The following is a 22,673-nucleotide window of genomic DNA, read 5'->3' on the forward strand; positions in this document are numbered from 1 at the left end:
CAGGCACCAACGACACCCCCGAACAACAACTCGCCGGCCTCCTCGCCAGCGGCGACACCTGGACCATCGACTAGGTGTAGGCAACGTTCTCCCGGACGAAGTCTTCGCTCGTCCGGGAGAACAGCTCCGGCTGCTCCAGGTGGCACAGGTGTGCCGGACCGGGCTGGTCGTCGAGCAGGCCGGTCACCTCCGCGACCGCCCGATCGAGGGTGAACGGCCCGGGAGCGCTTCCGTGGCCGGGCAGGTCCGGAGTCAGCGCCGAGAAGCCCGTGCCGCTCAGCCCGTGGCGGCCGGCAGCGGGCGGTCGTCGCGCACGTACACGAGCATGTCGCCGGTCTCGATCTCCGCGCCGGCCTTGTCGGTGAGCGTCACCACCCGGCCCCGACGGACCAGGGCGATGACCAGCGAGTCGAGCTCGCGCGGCGATCGGCCCACCTCGTCGCGTTCGGCCGAGCGCATGGCCAGCGCCATGCCCTGCCCGGGGGTGAGCAGGTCCTCCACCACGTCGATCAGCGGCGGGGCGGAGGTGGAGAGGCCGAGCAGCCGGCCGGCGGTCGCCGCGGAGACGATCACGTGGTGCGCGCCGCTCTGCTTGAGCAGCGGCGCGTTCTCCGCCTCGCGGACGGCGGCGATGATCCGGACCTGGCCGGCGGTGATCTGCCGGGCGGTCAGCGCCACCATCACCGACGAGTCGTCGCTGTCGGTCGCGATGATCACCGCCTTGGCCGACCGTACGTGTGCCTCCTCCAGCACCGCCGAGCGGGTGGCTGAACCCTCGACGGTGACCAGCCCGGCCGAGGTGGCCTGCCGCAGCGCGGTGCTGTTCCGCTCCACCACCACGATCCGGGACTTGTCCAGCCCGTCCTCCAGCAGCGCGGTGACGGCACTGCGGCCCTTGGTGCCGTAGCCGCAGATGATCACGTGGTTCTTCACGGTCTTCCTCCACTGCGTCAGGCGCCGGCCGTTCCGGTACTGGTCGGTCAGGACTTCCAGGGTGGTGCCGACCAGGATGATCAGGAAGATCACCCGGGCTGGGGTGACGAACAGGACATTGGCCAGCCGGGCCGACTGGCTGGCCGGGGTGACGTCGCCGTAGCCGGTGGTGGAGAGCGAGACCACCGCGTAGTAGAAGCAGTCGAGGAGGGTCATCCCGTCCTCGTTCGCGTCGTGGTAGCCGTCACGGTCGAGCCAGACCACCGCCACCGTGACGAAGACCAGGACCACGGCGGCGAGCACGCGCAGACTGAGGGCGCGCAACGGGGCCCGCCGGTGCGCCGGAAAATGGATCACCGTGGGCCTCGCCTCGCCACCGTCGCCTGCACGTGGACAAGATAGCTCGTGTTCGGCTCCCCGACCGCTCGGGCCAGGCTCCCTTCCCGGCGGCCGGACGGGCATGATGGGGAGGTCGGGACGACGACCGCGAGGAGGCCCGCATGTCGTTGCTGCGACGGGTGATCGGCGGGGTGCTCCGCCGGGTACGGCTGCGGCAGGGCCGGACGCTGCGCGAGGTCGCCCAGGCGGCCGGCGTGTCGCTGCCGTACCTCTCTGAGGTGGAGCGGGGCCGCAAGGAGGCCTCCTCGGAGGTGCTGGCGGCGATCTGCCGCGCGCTCGGCATCCACCTCTCCGACCTGCTGGAAGAGGCCCGCGACGAGCTGCGCCGGGTCGAACGGCGGGCACCGGTGGCCGCCGGGCTGACGCTGGCCCGGCTGGACCGGGCGCCGGCGGGGCAGGGCAGGGGCACCGGCCCGCAGCTACGGGCCGGCGGTGGCTCGCGGCTGCACGTCACCCGGCGTCCCACCACCCCGACCCCGCTCCTCGGCGGGTCGCTGCGGCAGCCCGCCACCGCGCCGACGCCGGTGGGCCCCGTGATCGGGTACGCGCCGCCGACGGTTTTCGGGACCGGCACCCGGATCTGGCTGATCCCGTCCCCGCCGGCCGCGCGCCGCCGGCCGCGTACCTCGGTCACGCTGGCCCGGCGGCGGGCCCGGGCCGGCCGGCTCCGGCTGACCGCCGCGTAGGCCCGCCCGGTTCTGCCCGCGGCAGATCTGCGGCGGGCAGAAGTGCTGGTCCCGGGCCGCCGTCCGCCGGAGGCTGGAGACCGCCGGTTGCCGGGCCGTCCGTCGCCCACCGGCACGGAGGGTGGTCAGATCATGGGGTACGGCATCTGGATGTTGGACGGCGGGCAGCCGTCCTTCGGCGACCAGGTCTTCGAGCGGCTGCTCAAGGAGCGCATCATCTTCCTCGGCACCGAGGTCACCGACGCCTCGGCCAACCAGATCTGCGCACAGATCCTGCTGCTCGCCGCCGAGGACCCGGAGCGGGACATCTTCCTCTACATCAACTCGCCGGGCGGTTCGGTCAGCGCCGGGATGGCCGTCTACGACACCATGCGGTACGTCAAGAACGACGTGGCGACCCTGGCGCTCGGGATGGCCGGCTCGATGGGGCAGTTCCTGCTCTGTGCCGGCACGGCCGGGAAGCGTTTCGCGCTCCCCCACTCGCGGATCATGATGCACCAGCCGTCCGGCGGATTCGGCGGCACGGTCGCCGACATCACCATCCAGGCGGAGAACATGCTGCACGTGAAGCGGACCATGCAGGAGCTGATCGCCCAGCACAGCGGCCACTCGCTGGGCGAGATCCAGACCGACTGGGACCGGGACCGCTGGTTCACCGCCGAGCAGGCCCGCGAGTACGGCCTGATCGACCAGGTCGTCGCCAGCGCCGAGCAGCTTGCGGCCTGACGGTCGGGGACCCAGCGGGCGGCCGGCGGGGTGATCCCGCCGGCCGCCCGCGCTCGGCTCACGGGTAGCTGATCACCGCGCTGGTGCCGTACGAGCCGACGACCGGGGTGCCGGCCTCGTTGACGGTCCGCTCGATGCCGCCGCTGCCGTCGAGGAAGACGGTGATCGCGTCGTGGAAGCGCACCCCGGCCCGGCGGGGCGCCTCGATCGCCCGGTCGCAGCGGATGTCGACCTTCTGGTTGAAGTACGAGTAGACGCCGAGCCCCCACGCCTCGTGCTCGCGGACGTGCTCGGCGACCTTGTACGACGCCCAGCCCTGGCCGGTCGGGCTGCGCCAGGCGGCCTGGCTCGGCGGGTCGTACGGCAGCTCGCTCTGGTAGAAGACGGTGCGCCCGCGCTCGCCGTTCCAGACGGTCTGCCACCGCTGGTAGTGCTCGACGAAGAGCCCGTACGCAGTCACGTCGTCACCGTTGACCACCACGCCGGTCGCGGCGGTGTTGACGGTCCAGCCGATGGTGCCCGGCTTGCCGTGGTCGCCGCGCCAGGCCCAGATGTTGTCGATCAGGGTGTGCCGGCTGTTGACCACCAGGCTGGTGACGGCCCGGCCGGCGTACGGGCCGCCGATCCGGAAGAAGACGTCCTGGAGCGAGATCGGGTTGGTGGCGTGTGAGCGGTGGCTGTTGCGCTTGCCGACCTCGACCAGCACCTCCGACTCGACCGGGCCGGCGTCGACCAGCACCCCGGCGACGCGTACGCCGTCCACGTCCTCGATCCGCAGGGCCGCGTCGCCGGTGGTCGGGGCGAGGCTGGGCATGCCGAGGCCGAGCACGACGGTGTCCGGGTGCTTGACCCGCAGCGCCCGGTCCAGGTGGTAGACGCCCGGGGTGAGCAGCAGATGCCGCCCCTGGGACAGCTCCTGGTTGATCCGCTTCGCGGAGTCGGTCGGCTTGGCGATGAAGAAGTCGGACAGTGGCAGCGAGGGCACCGGCCGGACGCCCGCGCCCCAGGTGGTGCCCGCGGTGTCGCGGCGCAGCCCGGGTACGGCCACCCGCCAGCGGCCCGCGCCGTCGACGAGGAGGTACGGCTTCTCCCGGGTGACCGGGCTGGTCGGCAGCGTGGTGTACGGCGGGTCGGGGAAGCCCTGCGCGGGCGCGCCGATCACCCCGGAGAAGACCTGGTTCCACACCCCGTTGGTCCAGTCGCCGCCGAGTTCGCTGTCCCGGGTCAGCCACTGCTGCTGGGAGCCATTGATGGTGATGCCGTCCACCTTGGAGTCGGCGATGTAGCCGCCGCTGGAGTAGCCGCCGTTGCCGGGTTCCAGCCAGAGGATGCCCTTGATGTGCACCCGGCGCATCGGGGACGCCTGGGAGACCGCCCACTGGTTCGACCAGTCGGTCGGGGTGACGGCGAGGTTCTCGACCGAGCGCCAGAAGTTGGTGAGGGCGGAGATCCCGGCCGCCGAGTTCGGGTCGGGTTGGCCGACGACGCGGACCGCGCCGTGGACCTCCACGTCGTCCGGGTGCGCGCCGAGGCCGGCGACGGTGGTGTAGTAGCCGAGCTTCGCGTCGATCTCGTACCGGCCGGGCTTGAAGAGCACGGCGTACCGGTCGGCGCCCATCTCGTTGTGTTCCTGGGCGGCGAAGAGGCGGTCCAGGGTGGACTGGATCTCGGTGGCCGGGGTGGTCGGGTCGTACACGAAGACGTTGGGACCGAAGTCCGGCTCGGCGCTGTCGTCGCGGCGCGGTGCGGCGGCGGCCGGCAGGGCCGGGAGCCCGAGGGCGGTGAGCGACGCGGCCGAGACGGCGGTGACGGTGAGGAAACGACGGCGGGACGGGTCGAGTGGTCTCATCTGCCTGCCCTGTCGGTGGTGGGGTAGGGATCGGCCAGGAAAGGGCGTGAGAGCGCTCTCCTGGCCGGACGTCCTGTTCCTACCCCATCGACGTCGATCGCGCCAGGGCGCGCGCCGGTTCCGGAACCGTCAGCGGGCGTCGTAGCGGGCCTGGGCGGCCTCCACCTCGACCAGGTGGGTGGTGGCCCACGCCTCCAGGCCGGCGACCAGGTCGAGCAGGCTGCGGCCGAGGTCGGTGAGCGCATAGTCGACCCGCGGCGGCACGCTGGCCTGCACGGAACGGGTCACGATGCCGTCGCGCTCCAGGCCACGCAGGGTCTGGGTGAGCATCTTCTGGCTGATGCCGTCGATCCGCCCGGCCAACTCGCCGTAGCGCCTGGCACCGTCGGCGAGGGTGAGCACGACCAGCACGCTCCAGCGGTCGCCGATCCGGTCGAGGACCTTCCGACTGCCGCAGTTCCGGTTGAACGGGTCCGCCTGCACGACTAACTCTCTCTCAGTGCGTATCGAACTTCAAGGTGCCTACTCTCCAACGGGAAGTAAAGCCCCGATGTTCCCGTTGCCGTGCGATGACAGTGTTCTACCGAACGACCACAGGGAGCTGCCATGTCCATCGTCGTCACCGGGGCCACCGGCCACCTCGGTCGCCTGATCGTCGCGTCACTGCTGGACCGGGGCGTACCGGCCGACCAGATCGTGGCGGTCGGCCGCGACGTCGACCGGCTGGCCGGCCTCGCCGGACGCGGAGTGGCCACCCAGCACGTCGACTACGAAGACCCGGAATCGCTACAGGCTGCCTTCGCCGGCGCGGAGCAGCTGATGTTCGTCTCCGGCAGCGAGGTCGGCCGGCGCGTGGTGCAACACGGCAACGTCGTCACCGCCGCCAAGGCCGCCGGCATCGGGCTGGTCGCCTACACCAGCATTCCCAAGGCAGACACCTCCAGCCTGGTGCTCGCCGCCGAGCACAAGGCCACCGAACAGTTGATCCTGGACGCCGGGCTGCCCCACGTTTTCCTGCGCAACAGCTGGTACCTGGAGAACTACACCGACCAGCTCCCCACGTACCTCCAGCACGGGGTCGCGGGCGCGGCGGGTGACGGTCGGGTCAGCGCGGCCACCCGCGCCGACTACGCCGAGGCCGCCACCGTGGTGCTCACCACCGAAGGCCACACCAACCAGGTGTACGAGCTGGGCGGCGCGCCGTTCACGATGACCGAAATGGCCGCCGAGCTCTCCCGGCAGAGCGGCAACACCGTGACGTACCTCGACCTGCCGGTGGACAAGTACACCGAACTGCTGGTCGCGGCCGGCCTGCCGGAGGGGTATGCGGCCGTACTCGCCGACGGCGACCGCGGCCTCGCCCAGGGCGAGCTGGAAGTGGCCGGGGACGACCTGGCGAAGCTGCTCGGCCGCCGGGCGATCACGCTCGCCGAGGCGATCCGCGCGGCGCTCTGAGGCACCTGGAAGGCGGGGTCCCGGCACGCGCCGGCCCCGCCTCCGGGCTCGGCGGTTATGCCCGCTGGGCGTGCCGCCGGACCAGGTCGTCAACGAGCACCTGCACGTAGTCGGCCGTGTCCTGCCAGCAGGTGACGGCGTGACACCGGATGCCCATCGCCTTGACCGGGTAGTCGTTGCCACCGTGGTCCAGCCGGTCACCGACGAAGAGCACGTTGTCGTGCTCCAGGTCCAGGCACTCCAGCAGCTTGCGCATGCCGTACGCCTTGTCCACGCCCTTGCGGGTGACGTCGATCGAGGTGGAGCCGCCGCCGCGTACCTCCAGGTCGGGCAGCTTCTCGGCGACCGCGTCCCGGAGCCGCCGCTTCTTGCTGCCGTCCGGGTCCCAGCCGTACTTCTCGGCGGGCGGGGCGGACTGGCCCAGCGCGGAGAAGGTGATCTGGCTGCCCCGGTCCTCGATGATGTCCCCCCAGGTCTTCGTCTCCCAGAGGTCGAGCGCCTTCGCCGACTCGGTGAGCGCCGCGACGATGCGGGCCTTGTCCGCCTCGCTCAGGTCCTCGGCGTAGATCAGCCGCCAGTCGCCGTCCTGCCAACGCAGGTAGCGGGTGCCGCAGGTCGGCATCAGGTGCAGCCGCCGCAACTGCTCCTCCGTGAGGGCGAGGTGGTCCAGCACCTGCGCCTCGAACTGCTCGAGCCGGCCGCCGGAGATGATCAGGACGTCCACCTCGCCCAGCAGGTGGCCGAGGAGTTCCGCCATCCGACCATCGATCTGGGACTTGGAGACAGCCAGGGTGTCGTCCAGGTCGAACGCCACCACTCGAAGATCGTTCATCAGGTACCACCATGTCTCGCGGGCAGGCCAGAACTTGCAGGGTACCGACGGTGACCATCCGCCAGCCTGCGAACCCCGAGCGTCACGCTGCGCAGCCCCTCATCGCGGAGGGTAACAGCGAATCGAGTCGCCCGTGCCCGGAAGACGGGTCGAGGCCGATCGGCATCACGACGTGGCAGTCAGGCGACTTTGCCGCGCCCTGGCGATGGGGGCCGGCCTGAGTCACACCCGGTCCGCGCCCGTCCATAATATCCACGCATGTCACTTCGGGAGCTGCGCCTCGCCCTCTATCTCCTCGCCATGCTGATCACCAACGGCCTCGCGATTCCACTTCTTGTCCATGTAGGCGGCTGGCCCGTGGCCTTCCTACCAGTGGCAGGCACCGTCTTCGCGATTCAGTACGGACGCACCCTGCCTCGCAGCGGTGGGACGGATCTGACCTGACGAACAGCCTCGCTCAAGCGTTCAAGATCATTGGACGCACCCTGCACGGACCGTTGCGAACGGCGGCTCCGGGCGCTTCACCGCCTGCGCAGCGCCCGGCCGAGGCGGGACCGCCAGTAGGCCCCACTAACGGTAGTATCTCCGTTTTGGTCTGCAGCGGGGAGGAAGAACCACATGCGATGGAACATCCCAGCCGGCGTCCTAATAGCGCTGGCCTTTCTGATTCCGGCGGCACCGGCGGTGGCTCAAACTGAATCGCCCGGGCTGAACGAGGCCTGCCAAACGGTCGAGCGCAAGGTGTACAAGGATATCCGCGAGCTTGTCACCATCGACCTGGATACCGCCACCGACCAAGAGGTGCGGGTGTTGACCGCCCAGATCCTGGCCGCGGCAAACGCCGACTCGTTGCCCGTTTTGCCCGGCGCAATTCAGGAACGGCTGAAGGGCACCGCGGATGATCTCCGCGCATTCCTCAAGGCGGACGTGCTGAAGGTCTGGGCAACGGATCTGCGGATCTCGGTGGTCCGGACGTTGACGGGCGCTGGTACCAACGTGCAGGCGGCCGCGCAAAAGGTGCTCGACGACCCGGCCATCGATACCTACCTGGCTTACCTGAACAACGGCCTGTACGACGCACGTGCGCTTGACTGCGCGTCTCAGCCCACACCGACGCCGGCGTCTCCCACACCGACGCCGAGCGCCACGCCCAGCGCCGCGACGACCGTTGCACCGACCCCTGCTTCCTCCGCCAGCCTGGACAACCCCGGCGGCGAGGGCGGTGGGCTGCCCGTGACCGGTGCCGACACCGCGACCGTGGCCGGCATCGGCGGTGGGCTTCTGCTCCTCGGCGGCGCCAGCTACCTGATCGGACGCCGACGCCGTACCCGCTTCTCGGCATAGCTCACTCGACGCGCCCGGCTCGATGCTTCGTCGGGCCGGGCGCGATCAGCGCTGTGCTCGGCAAGGTTCGTCGCAACTCCCATGATCGTTGATCAAGGGTGTGACCTGGCGCCCCCGGCTAACCGACGCGGTTGGCTGGCCATGCCTGCACGGTGACCTTGTGTCTGCCAGCAGCGCGCACCGATGAGGTTTTCGCGCAGCGCCCGTCTGTACGTATGAGACCGACTTACGAGAGGCTGGCATGATGCGGAAACTGACCTTCGGCATGAACGTGACCCTGGACGGCTACATCGCCGCGCCCGGCGACGATCTCGGCTGGAGTGGCGGTGAGGGACCGGACTCGTCGCCGAGCGACGAGCTGTTCCAGTGGTGGTCCGACCGGGTGGGGGCGACGGGCCTGGCGCTGTATGGGCGCAAGCTGTGGGAGACGATGAGTTCCCACTGGCCGACCGCCGACCAGCAGCCCGGCGCCACACAGGCGGAAATCGAGTACGCCCGCCGCTGGCGGGACATGCCGAAGGTGGTGTTCTCCTCGACGACCAGCACGGTCGACTGGAACACCCGCCTGGTCACCGGCGACGCGGTCACCGAGATCACCCGGCTCAAGACGGAGGACGCCGGCCCGATGGACATCGGCGGCGCGACGCTCGCCGGGGCGGCCATGCGGGCCGGGCTGATCGACGAGTACATGCTGGTCACCGTGCCGGTCCTGGTGGGCGGCGGCACGCCGTTCTTCACCGCGCTGGACAGCTGGGTGAAGCTGAACCTCGTGGAAACGCGGACATTTCCCGGCGGCGTCGTGCTGACCCGATACGAGACGAGGCGATGAGCACGGGCCGGTTGCTCGGTTCGTGAGGCCGGGTCGAAATCCGTCCTGACGTTCTTCGGGCATCAAGTTGCCCCGCCGGCAACGCCGGCGGGGCGGTGGTGTTCGCGTTGTCGCGTTGGTGTTCAGCTGGTCGGGGTGCTCATTCCGCGGTGACTTCGGTGACGCCGGCCCGTGGCGCTGGACTCGTCGACGACGGGGACTTGTCTGATCACAGTGTCGGGAGCAGGTCCAGCCATGGCTTGTCGGTGGCGTCGAATCCGGTGAGCTCGGCGATCTTCCCGTCGACGATGTGCAGGACCGCGATGTTGAACAACCGGTACTCCGGGTCGTCAGGAGTGCGGAGGTACAGCGCGGCGGCGGGCATTCGGTTGACCGTCGTGGCGATACAGCGCCAGTCGTCGTAGCCGGGTTGGAACAGCCCACCGGAGACCCACCCGTCCACCGCGTCCTTGGCCGTGATGACCGAGGTGCCCGCCTCGGGCAGCATCACGAAGCGCAGGTCGTCGCGCAGCAGGGACATCAGCCCGTCGAGGTCGTTGCGCTCATGGGCGTCGATGTATGACCTCACCACGCCGCGCTCGTCATTCGACAGCTCGTGGGCGGCGGGGCTCCGCCAGTCGAGGCGGCGGTCGGGCAGCTGCTCGCGCATCGTCACGCGCGCCCGCTGCAGCGCGCTGGTCACCGATGCGATGGTCAGATCGAGGGCGTCGGCGGCCTTCGACGCCGGCCAGCCGACGACGTCGCGCAGGATGAACACCGCCCGCTGCCGCGGCGGCAGGTGCTGGACGGCGACGATGAACGCCAGCTCGATCGTCTCCCGCGCCACCACCGATTCCTGCGGGTCCTCGGGGAGCATCCGGTCGGGGTACGGCTGCAGGTACAGCACTTCGGAGCCGGGGTCCGACAGCCCGGACGGTACGGGTGTGCGGTCATTGCGCTTCTCCAGGAAGTCAAGGCAGACGTTCGTCGCGATCCGGTACAGCCAGGTCCGCAGCGCAGCGTGGCCCTTGAACGACTCCCGCTTGTTCCACGCTCGCAGGAACGTCTCCTGCGTCATGTCCTGGGCGTCCTCGTAGTTCGCAAGCATCCGGTAGCAGTGCACCTGCAGCTCACGCCGGTGGCGCTCCGTGATGAGCGCAAACCGCGCCGTATCGCCTGAGCGAACCACCGCGATGAACGAGGCCTCGTCAGCGCCCAGCGGTCCAGCGTCGGTCATGGTCACCAATCCTTCCACCGGTGCGAGGGGGCTACCAGAACCGACGACGTGGCGGAAGAATTCTGATCGGTGAAGGGCGGCGGACGCACCGCGACCGCGGCCCTCCGTCGAGGACGTGGCCTTCTACGGCGCTGTCGCACGCGTCCGATAGTCGTCTCCGGGCGTGGTGAGCACGCCGAACACTCACCGGGTCGTGACGGCGGTCAGTGAGCGGATACCGATTGCTCGATCGATGAGTCGACCTGCACTCCACCGCTCGCCGCACATCGGCGCTCGATCGTTGTGAGATTTATCTCACCCAATGTGTGGCACTATGTCCGTCTAGCACTTTTTATGACTTCCCCATCGAGTGAATCCCGGAGGTACCGTCAGTGGCCGAACGGCCACATTGGAGCGATTTGGACGTGGCTCAGGACATCTACCGTTCGATGCGGACAGTCAACTACGGGGATGGACGTGTCTCATTACCATCACGGTGCATGGCGTTCCGCACCGGCCCGATCCCTATCGATCATCGGCGCCCCCCGCTTCAAACTCATCGCCGGTCTCCAGGATCCGATCACGGTCCTGACGACCCTCTTCTGGGGTAGACGACGGGCTCGTAACGCCCCTCTCCCGATCACCGCGAACAGCATTTCCAGCCCTATGGGACCGGGCGGCGATTCACTTCCGGTACCGGTGGACCTGTTCGGTCAGAAGACATGTCTCGCCGACGCCATTCAATTCGCGCTGGAGTACGTCTCCCGGTTCAGCGACACCGGCGCCTGGTACCTGAAGATGAAGCAGCACAGCCCGATGCGCACCGCGGGCTTCGGACTCGGCGTCGAGCGATGGCTCATGTGGGTGCTGAACGCGTCGGCCATCCGCGACCGGCAGGTCGCGCCGCTTCTGAACAGCGTCTCGTTGCAACCATGACCGACACCTCGATACCCGTGGCGGACGCCCGCTACGAACTGTCCGGCTACCACCTGTTGCGCGGCGGCGGGTCCCACGGGGCCCGCGCCGCGCTGCGAGTGGTCCGCGCCGCACTGGAGCCGCTGGGCATCCGGCAGACCCACCTCCCGGTCGTCGCCCCGGACGCGGTCACGGCCGCCCTGCCGGACGCCGGAAGCAGCGAGGTACGCCGGATGCCGGTCCGCGCGGCCGGCAGCCAGCGCATCCGCGGCTGGTACGCCTCGGCCGGACAGTGCGCCCAAGGGCTGCCGCTGCTGACCCGGCGGCAATGGAGCTGGCGTGAGCTGCCGCTGGGCTACTGGTCGGCCGGGCCGGCGGTGCTGCCCCGGGACCAGGCGAGCCCGTACGGGGTCGAGGACGTCGTCTGCGTCAACGGCCTGGTGTGCCGGCCAATCTCCGATCCGGACGCCGCCGACGAGGTGCTCACCGTCCTCGGGTCGGTCAGCGCTCACCTTGGCGCCGCGAGCCGTCGCACGGAGTTGCCGTGGGCCTTCGCGCAACCGTCGGCGGCCCTCCTCGATCCGTCGACGGGGTACGTGGTGGCGACCTGCCACACGCTGCGTGGCAGGGAGTCCGGCGTTCGACACATGGGGAAATCCGGGATGGCCTGGGCAGACGTCACCTTCTTCTACCTCTCGCAGTACGCCCTGCTCGGCGGGAGCACCGATGTCCTCCGCTAGCGCCCAGCCGACCTCCGCCGACCTCGAGCGGGCCGAGATCATCGTGGCCGGCTACCCCATCGCCGGCTCGTCCGCCTGGCTGCCGCACGGCTTCGAGCTCTGCGACCGGGTGCTCGACCGGTTCTCGGCGGCGTTCGAGGACGCCGGCTTCGAGGAGCTGGCGATGCCGTCGCTGGTCGCCGAGACGACCTTCGACCAGCAGGCCGAGGCGATCAAGGACTTCCGGCGCCGCCTGTACATGGGGGAGCACCCAGACGGCACCGGCTGGCATGTCATCGCCCCCACCATCGAGGCGCAGATCTCGACGGTATTCGCCCGCTGGCTCGCCGACGGCGACCCGCTGCCGCTGCGGATCATCTGTGTGCGGACCGTCGGACGGCACGAGACCGGCGGATTGCGGCCGCTGTGGAAGGACCGCCTGGTCTGGCCGTTCTTCGAGGCGCAGGTCGCCCTGCACGGCGACGTCGGGCCCGAAATCGACCGGCTGGTCCGGATGCCGCGTGCGGTCTGCGCCGGTCTGGGCCTGCCGACGCTGGCCATCGAACGGCTGAGCGCCGCAGCGCTGAGCTCGTCGTACGCCGACCGCCGGCTTGAGCTGGTGACCGTGCTGCCCGGGGGCGAGCTCACCATGCTGACCTCGGTGTACGACCTGGGCTCACGGTTCAGCGACGCCTTCGCCGTCGGCGCGGGCGACGAGCCGCTGACGATGCTGAACTTCGCCTTCTCCGGCCGGCTGCTGCTTGCGCTGGTGCAGCATTCCTGGGCGGCGGACGGCCCGGTGTACCAGCCGGCACTGTCGCCGGTGCAGGTGGCGGTGCTGCCGTCCCGCAGCACCTCCGCGGAGCGGCTGGCGGCCGTGCATGAGGCAGCGGGCGCCGCCGGCATCCGCGCCGCGACGATGACCGGCCGGAACCTGGCTGCCCGGCGACAGCGTGCGGCCGACCTGGGCTGCCCGGTCGTCCTGCACCTGGACGAGTCCACCGGGAAAGACCTCTGGACGGAGCGTTTCACGCAGGCGAGCCACCATGTCGACCAGCACCCGGCCGCGTTCTCCGCGATGCGGGCCGACCTCGACCGGCTCGACGAGCGGATGCGGGCCGAGCGGGCGGACCGGCCCACCGGCTGGACGGTGCGGTGCACCGACCTCACCGAGGTGGCCGCCACGGTCGGCTCCGGAGTCCTGGCGGCGGTGCCGCTGTGCGGGCACGGCAGTTGCCCTATTTCGGTCGCCGACGACGCCGGAGTGGACCTGATCGGCCGTCTCTACCCGGAGACTGCCGGCGGCTCCGGCGGCGTGTGCCTGGCCTGCGGGGCAGCGAATCCCGACACGATCCTCTTCGGCCGCAAGATCAAGGGCGAGAAGTAGCCCCACCGGTTCCCGTGGCGCGATCTTCCCTCCGTGCACCTACCTGAGTGAAGGAGATCCGATGAACGTTCTGGTGTGCCGGTGGGACCGGCTTCCCCTGGAAGCGGTGCTCGACCGAGGTGCCCGCGTCACCCTGGTCTACGACGAGTGGGAGGCGGCCAACCGGTCCTTCGATCCCGCCCTGCTGGCCCGGGTCGAACGGGTGTACGTCATCCGCAGCTTCGACGCCCTGGACGAGCTTGCACAGCTCGCCGTCGAGCTGCGTCTGTACGGTGCCCCCATCGACAAGGTGCTCAGCCTCTCCGAGTTCAGCCAGTTCGGGGCCGCCTACCTCGCCCAGCTGCTCGGCGTCGACGAGCCGTCGGTCGAGACGTCCGTGCTGGTGCGGGACAAGCGGGCGATGAAGGCCAAGGTGAGCGGCCGGGGCGTCCGCTGCGCCCGGTTCGTCTCACTGACCACGACGGACGTGGCCGGGTCGGTCAAGCGGGTCGACGCCGAGTTGGGCTTCCCGGTCATCGTCAAGCCGGTCGCCGGGCTCGGCTCGGTGGACACCAGGTCGGTGGCGAGCAGCGCCGAACTCACCGAGCTGCTTCAGGGCGTCGCGACGAACGGCGTCGTGCAGTTCCTGATGGCCGAGGAGCCGGTGCGCGGCGAGGAGTACCACGTCGACGCGGTGTGGGCCGGCGGCCGGGTCCAGATGCTCGCCATCAGCCGCTACCTCAAGCCCCGGATGCTGGTCACCCACCCCGGCAGGGAGAACGGTTCGATCATTCTGCCCCGCGCTGGCCACGCCGAGTTGTACGCGCGGGTCGAAGCCATGCAGGCCGAGGTCAACGCGGCCCTCGAGATCCACAGCGGCATCACCCACCTGGAGCTCTTCGAGGACGCCGAGGGCCAACTCTGGTTCTCGGAGATCGCCACCCGCTACGCCGGGGGCGCGATCCCGGAGAGCTTCCGGCCGTACGGGATGGACCTCCGTGAAATGTGGATCGAGTCGGCGCTGAACGGTGGCAGCGCACCGTTGCGGCTGCACGAGCCGGAGTATCCGTACATCGGCTGGATCAACCTGGCCCCGGGCGAGGCCGGAGTGATCCGGCAGGAGCCCTCGGACGAGGAGATCGCCGCGTTCCCTTACGTCCTGGAAGTGACCCGGGCCCGGGGCGTCGGTTTCCATGTCGAATCCGTGCACCCCTCCGTCTGGTGCCTGCTGCTGGTGATCGGGGCCGACAGCCCTGAGCAGTTCCGGCAACGCGCGGCCGAACTGGAGGAGCTGCTGCTGCCCAGCTACCGGATGGAAGCGGTGACGTCCGACTGACCATGCGGTCCGCCGGAGACGGGACAACGAAAGCAGGGAACACCGTGACCGACACCGCCACTCTCGGCTTCGGCGCTTACTTCACCCGGCACATGATCACGTCCACCTGGCGTGCCGGGCGGTGGACGCCGTTGCAGGTGACCGACCACGCGCCGCTGGTTCTGTCCCCAGCTGCGATGGTGCTGCACTACGGACAGGCGATCTTCGAGGGTCTGAAGGCGTACGGGCAGCCCGACGGCAGCGTGAAGCTGTTCCGGCCGCGGGACAACGCCGAGCGGCTGAACCTGAGCGCCGAACGCCTCGCCATGCCCGCCGTGCCGATCGACATGTTTCTCGAGGCCTGCACGGAACTGGTCCGGGTGGACGCCGATCAGGTCCCGCGCGGCGAGTGGCAGAGCCTCTACCTGCGCCCGACCGTCATCGCCACCGAGTCCAACCTCGGTGTCCGGCCCAGCAACGAGTACCTCTTCATGGTCATCGCCTCGCCGGTGGACCACTTCTTCGCCGGTGGCGCGGACACCATCGACGTGTGGTGCGCCGACAGCCAGATCCGGGCGGCGCCGGGCGGGACCGGTGCGGCCAAGTGCGCCGGAAACTACGCAGGCAGCCTGCGGGCGAAGCGGATGGCGGTCGAGAACGGTTGCCACGAGGTGCTCTGGCTCGACGCGAAGGAACGGCGCTACGTCGAGGAGCTGGGGGCGATGAACTTCTTCTGCGTCCGGGCCACCAAGGGCGGGGAACCCGAGCTGGTCACTCCCCCGCTCTCCGGCACGATCCTGCCGGGCAACGTGCGGGCCAGCATGCTGGGCCTGGCGCGGAGCCGCGGCGTGCCGGTCGCCGAACGTCCGATCACCCTGGCCGAGCTGATCGGCGATCCGGCCGTCAAGGAGGCGTTCGCCTGCGGCACCGCCGCCACGGTCGTGCCGATCAGCGCCGTGGTCACCGGGGGCGAGCGGCACCGGATCGGCGACGGCCGCTCCGGCGCCCTGACCGGTGCGCTGCGCGACGACCTGTTGGACATCCAGTTCGGCCGGCGGGCCGATCCGTTCGGGTGGATGCACGAGGTCACGCTGTCCGCCGAGTCGATGTCATGATGACCGAGGATCCGTACGCCTGGTACGCGCAAATGCGTGAGCAGGGCCCGCTGGTGTGGCACGAAGCCACCGCGGCGTGGTACGCCACCGGTTACCGGGACGTCTCCCGGCTGCTGCTCGACGAGCGGCTCGGCGGACGCAACAAGGAGGCACTTCTGGCCGGCCTGCCGCCGGTGCCCCGCCGGGTCTTCACGGGCGTGGAGCGGCACATCGGACGGTGGATGATCTTCGCCGACCCGCCGTACCAGAGCCGCCTGCACGCCGCCGTCGCGCCGCTGTTCCGCCCGGCCGCGGTGATGGCGATGAGCGAGTCGTTCACCGACCGTGCCGAGAGCCTGCTCGGCGGCATGTCTCAGCACGGCGACCTGGTGGCGGATCTCGCCCGGCCGTTCGCCGTCGGCTGCACCGGCGAGCTGCTGGGCATCACGGCCGACGAGTGGCCGGCGATGACCCGCCACTCCGATGACCTGATCGCCTATCTGACCATGGGCTCCCTCGATCTGGCAGTCGCGGAACGCGCCCTCGCTACGGTCGAAGCCCTGCACCGGTACGTCGTCGACGTGGTCCTGCCGCGCGGCAACGGACCGATCGCACCGATCCTGGCGGATCGGCTCGCCGACGGCACGCTCGACGGCGGCGACGTCGTCGCGATCTGGGTCCAGCTGCTCACCGGCGGCATCGAGCCCGTCGGCACGGTGGCCGCGGGGGTCGTGGCCGAGCTGCTGGACGGGCGTAACGCGATGTACCTCCCGCAGGACGACGACGCCTGGGTGGAGGAGGCCCTGCGGTTCCACACCCCGTTCCACTTCGCCCCGCGGTGCGCCCGGGAGGCATTCTCCTACGGCGGCTGCGACGTACGCCAGGGCGATCGGGTGGTCCTGGTCCTGGCCGGCGCCAACCGGGACCCGTCCGTCTTCGCCCAGCCCGACGAGTTCCGGCCGGGCCGCAACGGACGCCCCAATCTCGCGTTCAGCCGCGGCCCGCATTTCTGCCTCGGCGCGGTCCTGGCCCGACAGCAGTTGCGCGCGCTCGTCGCCGTGTTCCGCCGGCGCCACGCCGACCGGTGGATCCCGGACGGGCAGTACCGGATCCGCCACGCATTCGGGGGGTCCGCCATCGAGAAGGCCACCGTGCGGCCGGCCGCGTCGGCCGCCGTGACCACGGGAGAAAGGTAAGCCGTGTCACGTGACCTGCGTTGGGCCGAGGAGCAGCCGACCCTGACGGGTGAGAAGGTCCGCCTGCGGCCGTGGCGGGACACCGACGCCACGGCCGTGTACGAGGCGTGCCAGGCTCCTGACGTCCAGCGTTACACGACCGTGCCGGTGCCGCACCTGCGTGACCACGAGGGCGTCATGCGCGGCCGGCTGGTCCGGCACGGTGTGCGGTACGACATCGCGGTACACGCGGCCCTGGTCGGTGAGGACCGGTGAAAGCCGTCCGTCAGCTGCGCAGCCTGCCGCCGGCCAGCCGCTTCCTGTTGGGCATCAACGCGGTCTCCTCGATCGGCAACGGACTCGTCCTGCCCTTTCTCGTGGTCTACCTGCACGACGCGGTGGGTCTGTCGACCCGGGCCGCCGCGTCCCTGCTGAGCGTCACCTCGGTGGCCGCGATCCTGGGTGGCCTGGTGGCCGGCCTCGCCGCCGACCGGTTCGGGGCGGCCACCGCGTCCGCCACCAATCTGACCATGGCGGCGATCGGCGTGGCCTCGTACGCGTTCGTGCAGAACACGACCGGAGCGGTCGTCGCGGCCTTCGTGGTCGGGATGGGCGTGGGGGGTAACGCCGCCTTCATGGCCGTGCTGGCCGACGTCACCCCCGAGCATCAGCACCAGTCCGTGTTCGGGTTCAACGCCGCCGTGGTGAACGCCGGCATCGCTATCGGAGGCGTGCTCGGCGGTTTCGTCGGCCACGTGGAGCAGATCTGGTCGTTCCGGATCCTGTACCTGTGCGACGCCGTCTCGTACCTGCTGGCCGCGGCCTGCATGGCCGTCCTCGCCGCCCGGCTGCGCCGGCAGACCCGGGCCCGGACTCCCGATCCGGCCGGCACACCGTCTCCGACGAGCTATCGGACCGTGCTGCGGCAACGCCCGTTCGTCATCCTGCTGGCCTTGGTCGTGCTGCTGTACTTCATCGGGTACGGGCAGCTGGAGTCGGGCTTCCCCGCCTTCGTCATCACGTCGACGCCGCTGGGCAGCGGCAGTCTGGCTACGCTGTTCGTGCTGAACACGATCGTCGTCGTCATCACTCAGCTGCTTCTCGGCGACCTGCTACAGGCCAGGACCCCGCGGCAGGTGGCGACGGCCGCCGCGGTGTTGTGGTCGGGTTCGTGGCTGTTTCTCGCCTTGGCGGCCACCATGGACAGCCGCGGGTGGGCGCTGGCCTACGCGGGCGGCGCCATGACCGTCTTCGCCGTCGGTGAGGTGTGCTTCGCCACCGCGCTGCCGACCCTGGTCAACCGGTTCGCCACCGACGGGCGCCGGGGCCGGTACAACGGCGCGTACTCGATCGCCACGTCGATCGGCTTCATCGCCGGACCCGCCTACGCCGGGCTGACGCTGGGCGCCGGGCAGCCCGCCTTGCTGATCGGCACCATTCTGGTCGTCGGCGTGGTCATCGTCGCGGCGCTGGTCCGCGCGTCGATCGTCCCGGCCACCTCCGTTGGACAGGAGCACGTGCATGTCGTCTGAGCAGGTGCTCGAGGCGCTCGCCGCCCATCGCACGTCGGCGCGCGGGGCGGGCTTGGTGAGCGTCCACGAGCACGTCGGCTCAGAGCTTCTGTACCAGGACAACCCGGGCCGCCACCTGTACCGGCAAGATCTGACCGAGCTCGCCGGCGTGCTCGACGGCGCGCGTCAAGCTCTCGAGGTAGGCGACGCCCGGACGGCGGTGCTCACGTTGCCCATGCCGTTCTACCGCACGTTCAAGCCGGCCTGCACGCGTACCGATCCGGCCACCGCGGTCGCCGAATCGGACGCCCGTAACGACGCGCTGATCGCCGCGTGTGCCGGGTGGCGGCGGGCGGACGTGTCGCCGCTGGTCGCGCTGCTGGCCGACCCAGCGCGACCGGCGAAGCTGTTCACCGAGCGGTACGCCCTCTGGCTGCCGGCCGTCTCGGCGTTGAAGTGGCATCCGCCAGCGGCCGGCACCCCGGTCGTCGAATACGTCCGCGGCGGCTACCTCGACCTGGCGGCCGAACTCGAGGTGCCGCTGATCGTGCACTGCTCGCCCGCCGGTCGGCTCGGTGACCTCGACGAGATCCTGCGTGACCTGCTGCCCGAGGCCGACCGGCTGGGTGTGCGGGTCAGCATCGCGCACGCCGCCTTCCTCAACGCGGCCGTCTCCCGGGTCGCCGAGTATCCCAGCGCCTACCTGGAGGTCTCGCCCTGGGAGGTGATCCGCCAGCGGACGGTCGGTGACGTCCCGGAGCCTCCCGACGAGCTGCTGATTCGACTGCTGCGACAGCACCCAGGACGCGTGGTGTTCTCCCTGGATACTCCCTGGCACCGGCAGCCGTGGGACGACGGGCGGGTGCTCGGCGTCGAGGTGGCCGCGACGTGTGCCCGGCTGCGCGCCAGCGCGGAAGCGGCCGGGGTGGCCCTCGACGAGGTGATCCGCGTCAATCCCGGCCGCCTGTTGTGGGGCGGGTGGTGACCGACCCTCGACGCTGGCCGGATCCGGGTGAGCAGGATCCGGCCCAGCGGGAGCAGCTCGCCGAGTTTTCCGTGCCGCTCGGCGCGGCCGGCGAGGTCCGCACCGACGAGCTGACCATCACGGGCCGGCCGGACCGAGCCGGCCGGACCTGAAGCCGGTGGTCACCGCTGTCGGCGGGACCCCGGCACCGGGCCGGAATCCCGCACGCCACCGCCTCAGCCGCGCAGCTGAGACCAGTCCAGGACGCCCTCGCCCAGGTCGCGGACGGAGGCGAGCAGACCGAGCCGGGCCGCCCGGAGCTGCGGCGCGTCGGCCATCACGAACACCTCGTCGAAGAAGGCGTTGACCGGGACGACCAAGCGGCCGGCGACGCGCCGAAATGTGTCCAGGTCGGCCTCCGGGTCCAGCTCGGAGCGGACCTGGGTCACGGCCTGGTGCAGGTCGAGCTCGACCGGCTCAACGAGATCACCGGGCTGGTATCCGGCGGGGTGACCGGCCGGAACGATGCGGCTGCACCGGCCGATGGCTGTCGCCAGGGACTGGAAGTCCTCGTCGGTCACGGCCGCCGCGAGCTGCTTCAGGGTGAGGTCGGCCAGCCATGGGCGCCCGGCCCGTACGGCAACGGCGCGGGCCAGGTGGGTCGGGGTGCCCGCCTCGGTGAGGCTCTGTTCGTAACGCTGGCTGATGAATTCGAGCACCTCGTCGAGCTTCTCCAGCGCGACCGGTACCGGTTGCTGCTCGGCCGCCAGGGCGAGGACCGCGCGGAGGTCCAGGGCGGCCAGCGCGGACTGGGAACGCAGCACGGCGAGCGCGCCGAGCACGGCACGCCGGACCGCGAACGGGTCGCTGGACCCGGTGGGCAGTCCCGCGGTGGCAGCCAGGCCGACTATCAGGTCGAGCCGGTCGGCCACGGAGAGCAGAGCGCCGGGAAGTGACGCGGGCAGCGCGTCGCCCGAGGCCCGCGGCATCTCCGCCTCGGCGATTGCGACGGCGACCTCTTCCGATTCGCCGCCGTGCCGGGCGTACTCCTCCGCCATGATGCCGGCCAGGCTGGTCAGCTCGGTGACGAGCTGCGAGCCCTGGTCGAACTTCACCAGGCCGACCGCGCGTTCCAGTGTCTTGCGCTCGTCGTCGGTCATGGTGACCAGGCCGGCCAGCCGCATGCCCAGCGCGCCGACCCGGGACGCCCGGTCCGCCATCGAGCCGAGTTCCTCGGTGAAGGTGAGGTTCTCCAGACGGTCACGCAGTGCGGGCAGCGGCATACCGCGGTCCGCACGGTAGAAGAACGCCGCGTCCTCGTACCGGGCACGCAGTACCGCCTCGTTGCCGGCGCGGACCAGATCGACGTCGATCGGGCCATTGGCCACCGCGACGAACGAAGGCAGCAGGCCGCCGCTGGCGTCCCGGACCGGCAGGTAGCGCTGGTGTTTGCGCATCACCGTGGTGAGCACCGCCTCGGGCAGTTCCAGGTAGCGCTCGGAGAACGCCCCCAGCAGTGGCGTCGGCTGCTCGACGAGGTAGGTGATCTGGTCCAGCAGCCGCGACTCGGCGGCCAGGTCGACGGTGCCGCCGACGGCGGCGGCCAGCTCGGCGCACTGCTCGCCGATGAGCCGCCGGCGCTCGGCCGGATCCACCACGATGCCGGCGGCGGCCACCACGTCCAGGTACTGCTCGGCGGTGGCGACAGACACGACCGGCTGTTCGCTCGTCCGGAGCAGGCGGGTCTGCCGGTCTGAGGCGAGACCGGACGCGGTCATCGGCACCACGTCGGGGCCCCAGAGCGCGAACAGCCAGCGGATCGGGCGGCTGAAGGCCAGGGCGGGGTCGTTCCATCGCATGTTCTTGGCGGACCGCAGGGTGCCGACCGCACGGCCGGTGACCTCGGCCAACACGTCAAGGGCGGAGCGGCCCTGCTCCTGGCGGGTGACCGCCACGTAGGTGACGCCGTCGAGATCCATCCGGTCCAGCTCGGCGACCTCACGGCCCTGAGAACGGGCGAAGCCCTTCGCCGCACCGGTCGGCTCACCGTTCTTGTCGTACGCGGCGGCCAGCTTGGGCCCCTTCATCGAACGAGTGAAATCCTCCTCCCGGGCGGCGACGTCGTCGACCACGACGACGAGCCGGCGGGGCGTCGCGTACACCCGCGTCGCGCCGTGGGCGAGCCGGGTGGCATCGAGTCGGGTCTCCACCTCGCGACCCAGGGCGGCGGCCGCAGCGGGCGCCTCGGCGGGAGGCAGTTCCTCGCAGCCGACCTCCAGCACGAACCGGCGGGCCGCGGACGTCTCGGTCTGCTCCGTCGCGACCGGGACGGCGGCGGTAACCGCCGGGGCGATGCCGAGGGGGTAGCCGAGCTCCTCGCGGCGGCTGATCCACAGGTCGGCGATGCGCCGGGAGAGCCGGCGCATCCGACCGAACGCGGCCGCCCGGTCGGCGGTGGCCACCGCGCCGCGCGCGTCCAGCACGTTGAACGCGTGCGAGCTCTTGAGCAGGTAGCCGTGGGCGGGCACGGGCAGTCCGACGTCGAGCATCCGGCCGGCCTCGGCCGTGTACAGCTCGAACAGCGAGCGGTTGGTCTCGATGTCGGCGTCGTCCAGGTAGTACCGCGACATCTCGTACTCGGCCTGGCCGATCATCTCGCCATACCTGACGCCGGGGGCGTACTCAATGTCCTTGAAGGTGGTCACCCCTTGCAGGGCCATGATGATCCGCTCGACACCGTAGGTGATCTCCACCGCGGACTGCTCGATGTTGATGCCACCGGCCTGCTGGAAGTAGGTGAACTGGGTGATCTCCAGGCCGTCCAGCCAGACCTCCCAGCCCAGGCCCCACATGCCGAGCGCCGGCGAGGTCCAGTTGTCCTCGACGAAACGGACGTCGTGGGCGACGACGTCGATGCCGAGCGCGGCGAGGCTGTCCAGGTAGAGCTGCTGGGCGTTGCCCGGCTCGGGCTTGAGCACGACCTGGAACTGGGTGTGGGTCTGGAGGCGGTTCGGGTTGTCACCGTAGCGGGAGTCATCGGGCCGTACCGATGGTTCCACGTACGCCACCCGCCACGGCTCGGGACCGAGAGAACGCAGGAAGGTGGCCGCGTTCCAGGTGCCGGCTCCGACCTCCGTGTTCATCGGCTGGACGCTCAGGCAGCCCTGCCCCGCCCAGTACTCAGAGAGCCGCGCGAGCGCGTCTTGCATGGTCAACATCGATGTACTCCGTCCGAATGACAACAGCCCCCGAGCTAATCCAGCGGGGGACACGTTCGCCCGGTCCAGATCCTACGGACGTCCGTGCCCGACACCGGGTCAACCGTAGGGCATTGATGGCCGATGAAGCGCCGCTGCCAGCTTCGTA

The 22,673-nt window shown here is 70.4% G+C and carries 22 protein-coding genes; 16 read left to right on the forward strand and 6 right to left on the reverse strand.

The window, feature by feature from the left end:
• Positions 1 to 276: 276 nt before the first annotated feature.
• Positions 277 to 1,290 carry a potassium channel family protein gene (locus ACIRG9_RS30195; protein WP_402863449.1) on the reverse strand — a complete coding sequence of 338 codons (1,014 nt, stop codon included), beginning with the start codon at positions 1,288 to 1,290 and terminating at the stop codon, positions 277 to 279.
• Positions 1,291 to 1,433: 143 nt separating this feature from the next.
• Here ACIRG9_RS30195 and ACIRG9_RS30200 point away from each other — a divergent pair, with 143 nt between their 5' ends.
• Together ACIRG9_RS30200 and ACIRG9_RS30205 are read left to right on the forward strand one after the other, a co-directional pair.
• A complete protein-coding gene (locus tag ACIRG9_RS30200) occupies positions 1,434 to 2,018 on the forward strand; it encodes a helix-turn-helix domain-containing protein (protein WP_402863452.1) in 585 nt (194 codons plus the stop codon).
• Between the two features lie 132 nt (positions 2,019 to 2,150).
• On the forward strand, positions 2,151 to 2,744 hold the full coding sequence (locus ACIRG9_RS30205; protein WP_402863455.1) for a ClpP family protease: 594 nt from the start codon (positions 2,151 to 2,153) through the stop codon (positions 2,742 to 2,744).
• Between the two features lie 58 nt (positions 2,745 to 2,802).
• On the opposite strand, the gene ACIRG9_RS30210 is transcribed toward ACIRG9_RS30205, so the two are convergent.
• Together ACIRG9_RS30210 and ACIRG9_RS30215 are read right to left on the reverse strand one after the other, a co-directional pair.
• A complete protein-coding gene (locus tag ACIRG9_RS30210; protein ID WP_402863458.1) occupies positions 2,803 to 4,593 on the reverse strand; it encodes an adenylyl cyclase in 1,791 nt (596 codons plus the stop codon).
• 129 nt (positions 4,594 to 4,722) lie between these two features.
• Positions 4,723 to 5,076, reverse strand: a complete 354-nt coding sequence (locus tag ACIRG9_RS30215; protein ID WP_402863461.1) for a winged helix-turn-helix transcriptional regulator — start codon at positions 5,074 to 5,076, stop codon at positions 4,723 to 4,725.
• Positions 5,077 to 5,199: 123 nt separating this feature from the next.
• Here ACIRG9_RS30215 and ACIRG9_RS30220 point away from each other — a divergent pair, with 123 nt between their 5' ends.
• On the forward strand, positions 5,200 to 6,048 hold the full coding sequence (locus ACIRG9_RS30220) for an SDR family oxidoreductase (protein ID WP_402863464.1): 849 nt from the start codon (positions 5,200 to 5,202) through the stop codon (positions 6,046 to 6,048).
• A 55-nt stretch (positions 6,049 to 6,103) separates the two neighbouring features.
• On the opposite strand, the gene ACIRG9_RS30225 is transcribed toward ACIRG9_RS30220, so the two are convergent.
• Positions 6,104 to 6,880 (reverse strand): HAD-IIB family hydrolase, encoded by a 777-nt coding sequence (locus ACIRG9_RS30225; RefSeq protein WP_402863467.1) that lies wholly within the window; start codon positions 6,878 to 6,880, stop codon positions 6,104 to 6,106.
• A 258-nt stretch (positions 6,881 to 7,138) separates the two neighbouring features.
• Here ACIRG9_RS30225 and ACIRG9_RS30230 point away from each other — a divergent pair, with 258 nt between their 5' ends.
• The 3 genes from ACIRG9_RS30230 (at position 7,139) to ACIRG9_RS30240 (ending at position 9,053) form a co-directional block, all read left to right on the forward strand.
• Positions 7,139 to 7,324, forward strand: coding sequence for a hypothetical protein (locus ACIRG9_RS30230; RefSeq protein WP_402863470.1), 186 nt, complete (start codon positions 7,139 to 7,141; stop codon positions 7,322 to 7,324).
• A 174-nt stretch (positions 7,325 to 7,498) separates the two neighbouring features.
• Entirely contained in the window at positions 7,499 to 8,224 is a 726-nt protein-coding gene (locus ACIRG9_RS30235; protein WP_402863473.1) for an LPXTG cell wall anchor domain-containing protein, read from the forward strand.
• 244 nt (positions 8,225 to 8,468) lie between these two features.
• Entirely contained in the window at positions 8,469 to 9,053 is a 585-nt protein-coding gene (locus ACIRG9_RS30240; RefSeq protein WP_402863476.1) for a dihydrofolate reductase family protein, read from the forward strand.
• A 208-nt stretch (positions 9,054 to 9,261) separates the two neighbouring features.
• Here ACIRG9_RS30240 and ACIRG9_RS30245 read toward each other — a convergent pair whose 3' ends face one another.
• Positions 9,262 to 10,269 carry an RNA polymerase subunit sigma-70 gene (locus ACIRG9_RS30245; RefSeq protein ID WP_402863479.1) on the reverse strand — a complete coding sequence of 336 codons (1,008 nt, stop codon included), beginning with the start codon at positions 10,267 to 10,269 and terminating at the stop codon, positions 9,262 to 9,264.
• Between the two features lie 450 nt (positions 10,270 to 10,719).
• Between ACIRG9_RS30245 and ACIRG9_RS30250 the strand changes: the two genes are divergently transcribed.
• The 10 genes from ACIRG9_RS30250 to ACIRG9_RS30295 all read left to right on the forward strand — a co-directional run bounded on the left by ACIRG9_RS30250 (position 10,720) and on the right by ACIRG9_RS30295 (position 19,480).
• Positions 10,720 to 11,184, forward strand: a complete 465-nt coding sequence (locus ACIRG9_RS30250; protein WP_402863482.1) for an amino acid--tRNA ligase-related protein — start codon at positions 10,720 to 10,722, stop codon at positions 11,182 to 11,184.
• Entirely contained in the window at positions 11,181 to 11,903 is a 723-nt protein-coding gene (locus ACIRG9_RS30255; RefSeq protein WP_402863484.1) for a hypothetical protein, read from the forward strand. The genes ACIRG9_RS30250 and ACIRG9_RS30255 overlap by 4 nt, the downstream gene beginning before the upstream one ends.
• Positions 11,890 to 13,269, forward strand: coding sequence for a hypothetical protein (locus tag ACIRG9_RS30260; protein ID WP_402863487.1), 1,380 nt, complete (start codon positions 11,890 to 11,892; stop codon positions 13,267 to 13,269). The genes ACIRG9_RS30255 and ACIRG9_RS30260 overlap by 14 nt, the downstream gene beginning before the upstream one ends.
• A gap of 61 nt (positions 13,270 to 13,330) precedes the next feature.
• Positions 13,331 to 14,584: an acetyl-CoA carboxylase biotin carboxylase subunit family protein gene (locus tag ACIRG9_RS30265; RefSeq protein ID WP_402863490.1), complete on the forward strand. Its 1,254-nt coding sequence runs from the start codon at positions 13,331 to 13,333 to the stop codon at positions 14,582 to 14,584.
• A gap of 2 nt (positions 14,585 to 14,586) precedes the next feature.
• On the forward strand, positions 14,587 to 15,678 hold the full coding sequence (locus ACIRG9_RS30270; RefSeq protein ID WP_402863493.1) for a branched-chain amino acid aminotransferase: 1,092 nt from the start codon (positions 14,587 to 14,589) through the stop codon (positions 15,676 to 15,678).
• On the forward strand, positions 15,675 to 16,853 hold the full coding sequence (locus ACIRG9_RS30275) for a cytochrome P450 (RefSeq protein WP_402863496.1): 1,179 nt from the start codon (positions 15,675 to 15,677) through the stop codon (positions 16,851 to 16,853). Before ACIRG9_RS30270 ends, ACIRG9_RS30275 begins: the two co-directional genes overlap by 4 nt.
• A 3-nt stretch (positions 16,854 to 16,856) precedes the next feature.
• Positions 16,857 to 17,108: a GNAT family N-acetyltransferase gene (locus tag ACIRG9_RS30280; RefSeq protein ID WP_402863499.1), complete on the forward strand. Its 252-nt coding sequence runs from the start codon at positions 16,857 to 16,859 to the stop codon at positions 17,106 to 17,108.
• Positions 17,105 to 18,364: an MFS transporter gene (locus ACIRG9_RS30285; protein WP_402863501.1), complete on the forward strand. Its 1,260-nt coding sequence runs from the start codon at positions 17,105 to 17,107 to the stop codon at positions 18,362 to 18,364. The genes ACIRG9_RS30280 and ACIRG9_RS30285 overlap by 4 nt, the downstream gene beginning before the upstream one ends.
• Positions 18,354 to 19,328, forward strand: a complete 975-nt coding sequence (locus ACIRG9_RS30290) for a hypothetical protein (RefSeq protein WP_402863504.1) — start codon at positions 18,354 to 18,356, stop codon at positions 19,326 to 19,328. Before ACIRG9_RS30285 ends, ACIRG9_RS30290 begins: the two co-directional genes overlap by 11 nt.
• The gene (locus ACIRG9_RS30295) at positions 19,325 to 19,480 is read left to right on the forward strand and encodes a hypothetical protein (RefSeq protein ID WP_402863507.1); all 156 of its coding nucleotides are present in this window, start codon (positions 19,325 to 19,327) and stop codon (positions 19,478 to 19,480) included. The genes ACIRG9_RS30290 and ACIRG9_RS30295 overlap by 4 nt, the downstream gene beginning before the upstream one ends.
• 63 nt (positions 19,481 to 19,543) lie before the next feature.
• Here ACIRG9_RS30295 and ACIRG9_RS30300 read toward each other — a convergent pair whose 3' ends face one another.
• Positions 19,544 to 22,525, reverse strand: a complete 2,982-nt coding sequence (locus tag ACIRG9_RS30300; protein WP_402863510.1) for a glycine--tRNA ligase — start codon at positions 22,523 to 22,525, stop codon at positions 19,544 to 19,546.
• Positions 22,526 to 22,673: the final 148 nt, after the last annotated feature.

The organism is Micromonospora sp. NPDC093277 (assembly GCF_044765245.1).
In the GTDB taxonomy this organism is placed as follows: Bacteria; Actinomycetota; Actinomycetes; order Mycobacteriales; family Micromonosporaceae; genus Micromonospora.

Bases quoted from the DNA above. Each gene is read 5' to 3' on its own strand.
- ACIRG9_RS30200 (WP_402863452.1), top strand. From the start codon at position 1,434: ATGTCGTTGCTGCGACGGGTGATCGGCGGGGTGCTCCGCCGGGTACGG.
- ACIRG9_RS30205 (WP_402863455.1), top strand. From the start codon at position 2,151: ATGGGGTACGGCATCTGGATGTTGGACGGCGGGCAGCCGTCCTTCGGC.
- ACIRG9_RS30210 (WP_402863458.1), bottom strand. From the start codon at position 4,593: ATGAGACCACTCGACCCGTCCCGCCGTCGTTTCCTCACCGTCACCGCC.
- ACIRG9_RS30220 (WP_402863464.1), top strand. From the start codon at position 5,200: ATGTCCATCGTCGTCACCGGGGCCACCGGCCACCTCGGTCGCCTGATC.
- ACIRG9_RS30225 (WP_402863467.1), bottom strand. From the start codon at position 6,880: ATGAACGATCTTCGAGTGGTGGCGTTCGACCTGGACGACACCCTGGCT.
- ACIRG9_RS30230 (WP_402863470.1), top strand. From the start codon at position 7,139: ATGTCACTTCGGGAGCTGCGCCTCGCCCTCTATCTCCTCGCCATGCTG.
- ACIRG9_RS30235 (WP_402863473.1), top strand. From the start codon at position 7,499: ATGCGATGGAACATCCCAGCCGGCGTCCTAATAGCGCTGGCCTTTCTG.
- ACIRG9_RS30240 (WP_402863476.1), top strand. From the start codon at position 8,469: ATGCGGAAACTGACCTTCGGCATGAACGTGACCCTGGACGGCTACATC.
- ACIRG9_RS30245 (WP_402863479.1), bottom strand. From the start codon at position 10,269: ATGACCGACGCTGGACCGCTGGGCGCTGACGAGGCCTCGTTCATCGCG.
- ACIRG9_RS30250 (WP_402863482.1), top strand. From the start codon at position 10,720: ATGGACGTGTCTCATTACCATCACGGTGCATGGCGTTCCGCACCGGCC.
- ACIRG9_RS30255 (WP_402863484.1), top strand. From the start codon at position 11,181: ATGACCGACACCTCGATACCCGTGGCGGACGCCCGCTACGAACTGTCC.
- ACIRG9_RS30260 (WP_402863487.1), top strand. From the start codon at position 11,890: ATGTCCTCCGCTAGCGCCCAGCCGACCTCCGCCGACCTCGAGCGGGCC.
- ACIRG9_RS30265 (WP_402863490.1), top strand. From the start codon at position 13,331: ATGAACGTTCTGGTGTGCCGGTGGGACCGGCTTCCCCTGGAAGCGGTG.
- ACIRG9_RS30270 (WP_402863493.1), top strand. From the start codon at position 14,587: ATGCGGTCCGCCGGAGACGGGACAACGAAAGCAGGGAACACCGTGACC.
- ACIRG9_RS30275 (WP_402863496.1), top strand. From the start codon at position 15,675: ATGATGACCGAGGATCCGTACGCCTGGTACGCGCAAATGCGTGAGCAG.
- ACIRG9_RS30290 (WP_402863504.1), top strand. From the start codon at position 18,354: ATGTCGTCTGAGCAGGTGCTCGAGGCGCTCGCCGCCCATCGCACGTCG.
- ACIRG9_RS30300 (WP_402863510.1), bottom strand. From the start codon at position 22,525: ATGTTGACCATGCAAGACGCGCTCGCGCGGCTCTCTGAGTACTGGGCG.